The organism is Frankia sp. BMG5.60 (assembly GCF_059428125.1).
The window spans coordinates 1,292,588-1,303,015 of sequence record NZ_CM182091.1 but is presented as its reverse complement, the minus strand read 5'-3'; the positions used below and the strand labels follow the sequence as shown (position 1 = coordinate 1,303,015).

The window sequence follows — 10,428 nt, the reverse complement described above, 5'->3', positions numbered from 1 at the left end:
AGATGGGCAAGGTGTCGAGGGCCATCGCCGGTACGGTCGGAGCGACCCTGCTGGCGATGACCCTCGTCGCCTGTTCCGGCTCGTCCGAGCCGAAGCCGGCGCAGCCACCGCCTTCACCTACCGCCACCGGGGGCCGGGGCGCGGCGGCCACGCCAGGCATCGACGCGGACACCGCTCTGGTCGCCCGGCTGGCCAAGGTGGCGGGAGCTGATCTCACCCCGGCCCGGCACGGCCAGTTCGGGATGAACCAGGCGGAGATACTGCCGATCACCTCGGCCGCGGACTCGCTGCCCGCCTCGGATGCGGCCCGCTCCGCAGTGCGCGCAGACGCGTACCTGCGGGTGCACTACCCGGCTGGCTCGGCGAGCCAGACCGTGCGGCGGGAAAGTGGCGCGCCGTCCGGCGGGGCCCAAGCTTACCTTTACTACGGCCGCCGCCCGGTCGACGCGCTGGTCCTGCACTATTATATCCGGTTTCCCATCGGCTTCGACTTCGTGAAGGGCGGGAAGCTGCCAGGCCTGTTCGGCGGTACCGTGACCAGCGGTCAGCACATCCCGGATGGCTCGAACGGATTCTCGACTCGGTTGATGTGGCGGGCCGGCGGGGCCGGCGAGCTTTATGCCTACCTGCCCGACTCGGTCACGCACGGCACGTCGATCGGGCGTGGCCGGTGGACCTTTGCCACCGGCCGCTGGATCGAGGTCCAGCAGGAGGTACGGCTGAACCATCCCGGCCAGCGGGATGGTGATGTCACCGTCTGGATCGATGGCAAGCCGGTCCTCGACGCTACTGGCCTGAGGTTCCGGACCGTCTCCAATCTGGCGATCGACGGAGTCTTCTTCTCGACCTTCTTTGGTGGGGACGACCTGAGCTGGGCCACCCCAATGGACCAGCACGTCGACTTCGCGGGTATCTCCGTCCGGCCGCCGCCGAACCGTTGACCTCGGCCGGCCCTCTCGTCAGGTGTCTGCCCAGGGCCTCGGCAACATCGCATAAGGTTATGGCCGGTTGTGCCGGGTAGTGGCACTGGAGCTCAATCTGGGTGGGCGTTCATACCGGGGTGACTCACGTCCGCCTTTCGCACCGAACCCGCACGAATCACAAAAGAATACGTCTTCATCATCGCCAGCCTGCGCGGTGACCGCATGTCCGCGGGAGCGCTCCACACCCACGTCCGCCAACATTGGCGAATCGAGAACCGGGGTACTACGTCCGCGACACCACTTGGCGCGAGGACGCCAGCCAGGCCTACACGGGAAACGGCCCGCGAACTCTCGCTATCCTGCGAAACCTCGCCCTCAGCCTCTTCCGCCTCCACGGCATTACAAAAATCAAGGAGACAACCGAATCCATCGCCCGCGACCGCAACCGGGCCCTCATCTTCCTCGCAACCTAACGTGAGAGATCGCTACGCAGAGCGATCTTGGTGAGGCCCTGGGTGTCTGCCCGGCCCACCCCCGCCTACCGGCAGAAGGGCTGGCCGAGCGGGCGGCGGGGCCGTGCGTCGCTACCAGTGGAAGACCTGCAGCGCGTAGACGACCACCTCGCCGTAGCTGCCCGGCCTGTCGCCCATGCTGGTCTTCGTCTGGGTGTAGCAGCCGGCCTTGAAGTACAGACCGGATCTTTTGACCGGCAGGTCGACCTTCAGGGTGTCGTTGTAGTAGATCCTGATCCGTGTGTCGGTGGCGACCAGCCTCACGGTGAAGACCTTCCCGAGCCGGTAGTCGGTATCCAGGTCGCCGATGTTGTCACCGTCATGCTCGACGAACAGATGGGTGCCCTCGAGGCGCACCATCACAACGTCGTCCGACTTACCGTGGATCTGCCCGGCGACGACCTGCGGTTTCGTGTCCGGCAGATGGACGATCGCCTCGGTGAGAACCATCGTGTGGACGCCGGAGATGGTCGACCAGGCGGCCTTCTTGCCGTCCGGGGTCATCTCGCGTAGTTCCGAGCGTGGGTACGTGGAATTGTCGGTCGTCGCCCTGTTGACCGGAGCACGGAACTGCACGGCGTCGCCTCGACCGGTGACGGTGAAATAAGGCGCCAGGGTGAAATCCGCGAGCCGTGGCTGGGTGATCTCCAGCGGCTTGCCGGAACTGTCCGAGCTGATCGGCAGGGTCAGCTTCCAGCGGGAAAGATCGATCAGATCGGCGGGAACGCGGCCCGGACGGGGCACCTGCGCCGGCGGGGTGAGGGGGGACGGCCGAAGCAGGTTGGCCGCCCTCCCCAACGGACCGCTGGTCGGCGACTGCGTGCTGGGAGCACCGGTGCCGGCGTATGTCACCGCCGTGACGCCAGCCTGATGTGCCGAGCCGCGAAGACAACCGGACAGCATCACCATGCCGAGTGCGGCGGCCAGTGCGCCTGCCCCTGCCCGCCGGGAACGTGTGCCGGTGGACGGCTCCAGTGAACCCGGTGCGGGCTGGTGAGAATTTATGATCAGACTCCCTGGGTGCATCGACGCGATATCAGGGGCGTATACCGATAATGGCTCTCTGGTGGGGCGTCGAGGTTCATTTCCCTCATCCATTGCTCCTTGCGCCTGGATCGATCCCCGAGCGTCCGGCTTCGCGCGTCCGAGGGTACCGGTAGTGTGGCCGGAGGATAAGGTACACCCGTGGACTCCGACGTGTTCGGCAACACGGGCGGGTATCGTACAATTGAATTCGGGTGGCTCTCTGGCTGGGGACGGTGGGATGCGGAAATCTCCCCCTCCCCGGTAGGAGGCCATCGCCGGCCGCACGGCAGTGCCTCGCCGAGATCCCTCTGCGTAGCGATCTCTCGCGTTAGGTTGCGAGGAAGATGAGGGCCCGGTCGCGGGCGATAAACTCGGTGGTCTTCTTTCTGAAGGCCGGTTTGAACAGTTCGACAGCCAGGTGTTGCGGCAACTCGACCTGCCATCGGCGGCGCTCGACCGGCTGCACCTCATGCCGACCTGCGGAACCCGGTACTACCGGCGGCGCGACCCGGCCCGGAGTCTGGTCTATGCGAATGATCTCTTCGACGAGGCCAAGAGCCGGGTCGTTGACGTGCTCGTGCAGGGTGCCCAGGAACTGGGCTTCTGGGAATCCGAGCAGTGGGGGGACATTGTAGAGGACCGCGGCAGCCAGGTCACATTTCCGCCCTCGGCCAGCTCGCTCCCCTCGAGGCCAAAGAGGCGTGGGACCCCAGCGGTGACAAGAAGCTGCGCCTGCGGGCGTATGCCGCCGAACGGCTGCCCGACCTTGAGGTCCGGCCGGTGGCTCGACGTCGATCGACGAGACCCGCCAGGGCATCGACAAGGCGTACGGCATCACCCGGCTACTCGCGCACCTCGACCTCGACCTCGACCTCGGCATCGACGACCTGTTGTTTGTTGGTGATCGGCTGGAGGAGGGTGGCAACGACTACCCGGTCCGGGCCATGGGTGTCCGGTGCGTAGCGGTCAGCCGCTGGGAGGACACCGCGAACTACCTCGAGGACCTCCTCAGATCCGTCGCGCCGTCGATCGCCACCGCATCCAGGTAGGACCGGGTGAGGTCGGGGTGAGGCCGATGTGTCGAAGGGGTGGTAGGGGCGATCGGCAGGTCGGGTACCGCCCGGTTCCCGCGAATTCTCACCCGAACGGGTGGCGGCCCTCGTCAGGAATACGCCAACTGGTGAACGAGCCGCGCATCCGCTGACCATGCCCAACCGAGCGGGAAAACGGTTGGGCCGCCGATTTCGCACCGTCCTCCGCCGACGATCGGGAAATACCCCGATCCTGGTCGGCGACACGCCAGCACCCCGGGTTTCTAGAGGTACCAACATCCATTATCTAGAGTCACGGCGCGTGATGAGTGCGCGGTCGGAACTTCGGCGGGACGGAACTCCACCGTGGTCTACCGGCCATCCAGGTCTGTCCAGGGGGGATTCCTTGTCTGATTCGTGTGATTCGCCATCGGTCAGCGTGGTGATTCCGACGCTCAATGAGGCGCGGAATCTGCGGGAAGTGTTCGGCGGGCTTCCGGTGCACGCCGAAATAATCGTGGTGGACGGGAAATCCACCGATGACACCGTCCGACTGGCCCGCGAGCTACGCCCCGACGTGATCGTCGTCCGCCAGACCCGCCAGGGCAAGGGGAACGCCATGGCCTGCGGCTTTGCCGTGGCATCCGGGGACATTGTGGTCACGCTCGACGCCGACGGTTCGGCCGACCCGGCCGAGATACCCGCCTTCGTCGCGGCCCTCGTCCAGGGCGCCGACTTCGCCAAGGGGACCCGATTCGCCCAACGTGGCGGTAGCAGCGACATCACCCCGTTGCGTACCCTTGGGAATCTCTTCTTCTGCCACCTGGTCAACCTGCTCTTCCAACGCCGGTTCACCGACCTGTGCTACGGCTACAATGCATTCTGGCGAGATTGTCTGCCGACGCTCGGGCTGACGCCGGGAGAGACCGACGGCATCCGACGGCATGGCGACGGCTTCGAGATCGAAACCTTGATTACCCTCCGCGCGGCCAAGGCCCGCCTGCGGATCGCCGAGATCGGCAGCTTTGAGTACGAGCGCCGGCATGGCGCGAGCAACCTCAATGCGGGCCGCGACGGTATGCGCGTCCTGCGGACCATCCTCGTCGAATGGTCGGAAAACCTCACCGCCCGGACACGAAACCTCACCGCGCGGAACGGCATGGTGCTCGGTCGTCCCGGTCAGTCGGTCTCGGCCATCGTCAACCAGCGAGGTCCGGGTGACCTTTCGGACGGGCGGCGCAGGACAACCGGCGCGCCGGAATACGCCCGATGATCTCCCCGGACGGCCTGCGGCTCTCGGTGGTCATCTGTGCCTACACCGAACGGCGCCGGCACGACCTGCAGCGTGCGGTGACCAGCATCGCCGAACAGACCAGGAGGGCCGACCAGCTGATCCTCGTCATCGACCACAATGACCGGTTGCGCCGGTGGGCCGAGGCCGCGCACCCCGGTGCCACGGTCATTCCCAACACCGGCCGCCGCGGATTGTCCGGTGCCCGCAACTGTGGTGTCGGAGCCGCCACCGGTGATGTGATCGCCTTCCTGGACGACGACGCCCACGCCGAGCCGGACTGGCTGGCTCAGCTGGCCGCCCATTACACCGACCCCCGGGTCGCCGGGGTCGGCGGTGCCGCCACACCGGTGTGGCCACACCGCCGACCCCGCTGGTTCCCTGCCGAATTCGACTGGGTGGTCGGATGTAGTTACGTCGGGCTGCCGACCGACACGGCGGCGGTCCGTAACCCGATCGGGGCGGGGATGTCGTTCCGACGGGCTGTGTTCGACCGCGTCGGCGGGTTCACCGAGGGGCTCGGGCGGGTCGGCGCCACCCCGCTGGGCTGCGAGGAAACCGAGTTCGGTATCCGGCTTCAGGCGATCCTCCCGGAGGCTGTCGTCCTGTACGAGCCACGGGCACGGGTATGGCACCAGGTGACCGGCGACCGGGCATCCCCGCGGTACTTCCTGGCGCGCTGCTATGCCGAAGGCCTGTCCAAGGCCGCGGTAGCAGACCGGGCCGGGGTGGACGCGGCGCTCGCCACCGAACGGCAGTACCTCAGACGCACGCTGCCCCGAGCACTGGCTCGTGACCGCCACCGCCCCGGCACCTGGCCGCGAGCCGGGGCCGTGCTGGTCGGCGCCGGGGCCACCGCCCTCGGATACGCATACGGCCGGCTGCGCGTCGCCGCCGGCCGGCGTCACACGCCACGTCAGCCGATCCCGTTGGAGATACCTGTGATCCCGATTTTGCTGTACCACTCGGTGACCGATTATCCGGTGGCGAACTATCGACGCTGGACGGTCGACACCGCCACCTTTGTCCGCCATCTCGCGCTCATCGCCGGTTCCGGCCGGGTAGCCCTGACGGTGTCCGAGTACGTCGAACGGATACAACACCAGACACTACCTCCGCGACCGGTCCTCATCACCTTCGACGACGGATTCGCCGACAACCTGGCCGCCACTCGCGAGGTCGTCGCTCATGGGCTCACCGCGACCTGTTACGTCGTCACCGACTGGATCGGCCAGGCCGGCATGCTGCGCGACGCCGACCTGCGGGCCCTGGCCGGCATGGGGGTCGAGATCGGTGGTCACAGCCACACCCATCCCCGGCTCGACGAGCTCCGGCTCGATGGGGCGCGCCGGGAGATCAGCAACTGCAACGCCCGGTTGGCCGCTGCGATCGGCGCGCCGGTGCGCTCCTTTGCCTACCCCCACGGCAATTACGACCACGGCGTCCGGCGGCTCGTCCGGCAGGCCGGCTTCACGTCCGCCTGCGGGGTGCGCAACATGATGTCCCACGGTGCCGACGACCCATTCGCCCTTGCTCGGCTGACGGTGACGGACGGCACCCCGGATGGGCAGATCAGGGCGTGGCTGGACGGGGCCGGCCGCGCGGCCCCCGCGCGGGAGCTGCTGCGGACGCGGGGCAGCCGGCTCTCCCGCCGCGCGCGGGCTCGGCTCCTCGGCCCGCGGGTGCCCTACCAACCGATCGTCGCCGATCCGCCTGCACCAGCCGTCCCGGCGGCGCTTGGGGAGGACCAGCCATGACCACTACGTCGCCGGTCAGGACCGCGCTGGGCGAGGGGCCGTCCAGTCCGGCTGGGACGCCGGGGGCGTTGCCCGCGCCCCCCCCGGCCGGCGGGCCCCACCCGCCCGTCAGCTCGGCCGGGTCTGCTGCCCGCCTCCCGGCCACCGTTCGGCACCACACCGGCCGGCACCACACCGGCCGCACCCAGCCGCCCTGCATCGATGGTCCGATCGCGCTGTACGAGATCGAACTGTCCGCGCCACTTCCGACGTTCGTCGGTGACGGACCGGCGCAGGTTCTGGTCCGGCTACATGGCCGTCCCATGGGGGTGGTCGCGGCAACGCTGTCCCCAGCCGGCCTGCGCCCGGACCAGCTTGCCGGCCGGATCATGGACAGACTCTGGCCGGACGTGGCGGCCCACCTCACCGCGGATGGGCTCGCGGTGCCCGAAACGAGCCCGATCGATGGAGTTATGACGTCAGACGTCTGCCGGCCGGTACTCCCCGCCGAGCTCGCCGGCACCGTCGTCGTGACAAGTTGCGCGGCCTCCCCCTCGCTGGCGGCCACGCTCACGGGAATCCTGGCGCAGTCGGCGCCACCGCGGGAAATCATCGTGGTCGACAACCGGCCGCGCACCAGCGGCATCCGCCAACAGCTCAGCCGGATAGCCGGCGACGTGCGCTACGTCGCCGAGCCCGCGAAGGGGCTTTCCCGTGCCCGCAACGCCGGACTGGCCGCCGCGACCACACCGGTGGTCGTCTTCACCGACGACGACGTCGAGGTCGACTCGCGCTGGTTGGAGTTTCTCCTGTCCGGGTTCGTCACCGGCTCGGGCGTCGTCGACGAAACAGTGGCGTGCGTCACCGGGCTGATCCGGCCGCTGGAGCTCGCGACCCCGGCGCAGGTGTGGTTCGAGCAGTTCGGCGGCTTCGGCAAGGGGTTCGTCCGACGCCGGTTCGATCTCGTCGAAAATCGATCAGAAGATATCCTCTATCCCTATACCGCGGGCGTGTTCGGCAGTGGCGCGAACAGCGCTTTCCGGACTGACATGCTGCGCCGGCTGGGTGGGTTCGACGAATATCTCGGAACGGGCACCGCGGCGCGCGGCGGCGAGGACCTCGACATCTTCCTGTCCGTGGTGCAGAGTGGCCATGCCTTGGTCTACGAGCCGGCCGCGCTGATCCGGCACAGGCACAAGCAAAACACTGCCGAGCTGCGGCGCCAGATGTACGACTACGGGGTTGGTCTGGGTGCGATGGTCACCAAACGCATTGCGACCCAAAACGTTGAACGCGTCCAGATCGCCCGCCTTGTCCCCGACGGCCTGCACCATCTTCTCCACCCACGCAGCAGCAAGAATGCCGGCAAATCCCGCGGCTATCCCCGGTCCCTGACCACGACCGAGTTGGTCGGGATAACCCAGGGGCCAGTCGGGTACCTCGCCAGCCGAGCACTCGGTCGGCGTCGCGCCGCGACCGGCGGCATGCCCATGCGCTGACTCCGGGCGCCCGCGCCGCCTCGTCCCCGGGATGCCCATCCCCGGGCCGCGGACATCCACCGCGATCACGGGAGCAGAACCATGAGGGGAGCAGAACCATGAGCAGCATGTACGCCCGCCGAATAACGCATGCGGCGCTCGTGGCGGTAACCGTGACACTCGCCTTTCTCGTGATCAGTGGAACAGATTCGCCGGTGCGGGTCCTGCTTGCCGTCCCTGCCGCCTTCCTCCTTCCCGGGGCCGCTGCGCTGACCAGGCTCCCGGTCGAGGGGGCGGCGGCATGGGTCGGGCTTGCCGTCGCTATCAGCCTTGCCGTCGACGTCCTGATTGGAATGATCATGGTTTGGTCGGGATGGTGGCATCCGGCCGTGTTGCAGTCCGTCGTGGGACTTGCCTGCTGCGCGGTCCTCATTCACAGCCTCCACGCCGACCTCCGCACGGGTCTTCGCGCCGACGGGGAGGTGCGAGGGCGTTGACCGGCGGACCGCTGCTTCCCCCCGAGGAGGTATTGGATCGCCGGCCTGGCCAGGACGCGGCTTCCGATCCCCGCGCCGCAGCCGCTCTTACCCGCCTGCGGTCGGTCCGGCAAAGACGTCCCGATGACTCCGGAATCCGTCGACCGGCGCGGTCGTCGGACCCCGTCACGGCAGTCCTTCCCTGGCTGCTGCCGCTGGCGGTCGGCATCACCCTCTGGAGTCTGTCACTGCGGTGGATCAACGTCGAGAACCTCACCGACTACGGTCTCCCGCCGGTACTGCCCATCGTCTGGTACATCGGCCTGGGCGTGCTTCTTCTCGGCGCGGCCGGCGCCGTCGGACGGGCCCGCTTCCAGCCGTTCGTCGTGGCGGCCTACCTGGTTGCCTGCATTCTCGTGCTCTACGGCACCCTTCCGCTCATCCTGGACGCCCCGCACTACCCCTGGGTGTACAAGCACATCGGGGTGGTTCGCTATATCGAGCAGCATGGCGGCGTCGATGTCAACGTCGACATCTACCACCGATGGCCCGGCTTCTTCGCCGGTACCGCGGTCTTCGGCTCGCTTGCCGGTCGACCCAACCCGGCCGCCTTCGCCGCCTGGGCCGAGGTCTTCTTCACCGGCATCGACGCCCTGCTCGTCTGGGCGGCCACCAGGACGCTGCTTCGCGAACCGCGGATCGCCGCGGGCGCGGCACTGGTCTTCATCGTGACGAACTGGGTCGGGCAGGACTATTTCTCCCCCCAGGCACTCGGCCGGACACTGGGCCTCGCCATATATCTGGTGCTCCTGCGACAACTCCGCACCGGCGCGCCGAGGGCTGTCCTGCGGCGGACCGTGCGGACCGCCGGAATCCACAGCAGAAGGCCGCCGCTGCGCATCGCCGCTCCGCCGGGTCCGACCTGGCCGCTGCCGGTGGCGGTCGCCGTCGTGCTGTTCCTGTACGGGGTGGTGGTAGTCAGCCACCAACTGACCCCGTACCTGCTCCTCCTCGGGGTCGGTGCGCTGACCGCGGCCGGGCTCGTGCGGCCGTGGTGGGTGGTGGCCGCCATGGCCGGTCTGGCGATCGCCTATCTGATCCCGCACTTCGACTATGTGCAGGCTCATTTCGGGGTCTTCAGCAGTCCCGACCCGTTCGCGAACGCCCGGTCGCAGGATCCGCAGCTCCCTCCCTCGGGGAAGATCGCCAAAGCTACCGGACTGATCCTGACCAGCACGGTCTGTGCGCTGGCCGGCATCGGCGGGCTGCGCCGGCTGCACCGCGGTGACGGCCGGGTGCTTCCGCTCCTCCTGCTGAGCATCGTGCCGGGCTTCATCCTGTTCGGGCAGAGCTACGGCGGCGAAAGCATCCTGCGAGCGATCCTGTTCTCCCTGCCCTGGTGCGCGCCGCTGGTGTGCTGCGCCGTCGCGCCGCCGACCGGGCGGTGGCGGCGGCGGCACGTCCTGGCGGGCTTCGGCGGGCTCCTCGTCCTCACCGCGATCTTCATCCCCGCCTTCTTCATGAAGGCGGAACTGAACCTCATGCGCGGCGACGAGATCCAGGCCGGTGATTATCTGTACGCGCACGCCCGGTCCGGGTCGGTGGCCGTGCTGACCGGAGCCACCTTCCCGGTCCGCTACGGCGCACGATATCCCGAGGTGGACGACGTCCTGATCACCGACACCTTCGGCGACCGCGCAATCAGGCCATCGATGGTGAACACCGTGGCCGACTTCATCGGAACGTACCCGGGACGGGGTTACCTCGTTTTCTCGACGTCGCAGGAGGTGTATGACCGTGTCTACCGGACAGCGACCGCCGGTGCGCTGCGGGCGGTGGAGACGGCCGTCCGCTCCTCGCCGCGTTTCCGCCTCTGGTACGCAACCCCGAACACCCGCATCTACGAGCTCGTCGGATAGCACCTGGACCCTGGCGCGGAGCCGTTCGCTGCGAAA

8 protein-coding genes and 1 pseudogene are annotated in these 10,428 nt (G+C 68.0%); 7 read left to right on the top strand and 2 right to left on the bottom strand.

What is annotated here, in order from left to right; all coding sequences use genetic code 11:
• The first annotated feature begins 2 nt into the window (after positions 1–2).
• Positions 3–941 carry a polysaccharide lyase gene (locus AC5R91_RS05290; protein ID WP_495395987.1) on the top strand — a complete coding sequence of 313 codons (939 nt, stop codon included), beginning with the start codon at positions 3–5 and terminating at the stop codon, positions 939–941.
• Positions 942–1,507: 566 nt separating this feature from the next.
• Here AC5R91_RS05290 and AC5R91_RS05285 read toward each other — a convergent pair.
• Together AC5R91_RS05285 and AC5R91_RS05280 are read right to left on the bottom strand one after the other, a co-directional pair.
• Positions 1,508–2,287, bottom strand: coding sequence for a polysaccharide lyase family 7 protein (locus AC5R91_RS05285; protein WP_495395986.1), 780 nt, complete (start codon positions 2,285–2,287; stop codon positions 1,508–1,510).
• Positions 2,288–2,789: 502 nt separating this feature from the next.
• Positions 2,790–2,927 (bottom strand): hypothetical protein, encoded by a 138-nt coding sequence (locus AC5R91_RS05280; RefSeq protein ID WP_495395985.1) that lies wholly within the window; start codon positions 2,925–2,927, stop codon positions 2,790–2,792.
• A 325-nt stretch (positions 2,928–3,252) separates the two neighbouring features.
• Between AC5R91_RS05280 and AC5R91_RS05275 the strand changes: the two are divergent.
• The 6 genes and pseudogenes from AC5R91_RS05275 to AC5R91_RS05250 all read left to right on the top strand — a co-directional run.
• A pseudogene (locus AC5R91_RS05275) lies at positions 3,253–3,510 on the top strand (hypothetical protein); the annotation flags it as partial.
• Positions 3,511–3,931: 421 nt separating this feature from the next.
• Positions 3,932–4,765 carry a glycosyltransferase family 2 protein gene (locus AC5R91_RS05270; protein WP_495395984.1) on the top strand — a complete coding sequence of 278 codons (834 nt, stop codon included), beginning with the start codon at positions 3,932–3,934 and terminating at the stop codon, positions 4,763–4,765.
• Positions 4,762–6,540, top strand: coding sequence for a glycosyltransferase (locus AC5R91_RS05265; protein WP_495395983.1), 1,779 nt, complete (start codon positions 4,762–4,764; stop codon positions 6,538–6,540). Before AC5R91_RS05270 ends, AC5R91_RS05265 begins: the two co-directional genes overlap by 4 nt.
• Before the next feature lie 302 nt (positions 6,541–6,842).
• Positions 6,843–8,018, top strand: a complete 1,176-nt coding sequence (locus AC5R91_RS05260; RefSeq protein WP_495395982.1) for a glycosyltransferase family 2 protein — start codon at positions 6,843–6,845, stop codon at positions 8,016–8,018.
• 98 nt (positions 8,019–8,116) lie between these two features.
• Positions 8,117–8,494 carry a hypothetical protein gene (locus AC5R91_RS05255; protein WP_495395981.1) on the top strand — a complete coding sequence of 126 codons (378 nt, stop codon included), beginning with the start codon at positions 8,117–8,119 and terminating at the stop codon, positions 8,492–8,494.
• The gene (locus tag AC5R91_RS05250; RefSeq protein ID WP_495395980.1) at positions 8,491–10,392 is read left to right on the top strand and encodes a hypothetical protein; all 1,902 of its coding nucleotides are present in this window, start codon (positions 8,491–8,493) and stop codon (positions 10,390–10,392) included. Before AC5R91_RS05255 ends, AC5R91_RS05250 begins: the two co-directional genes overlap by 4 nt.
• The last annotated feature ends 36 nt before the right edge of the window (positions 10,393–10,428 follow it).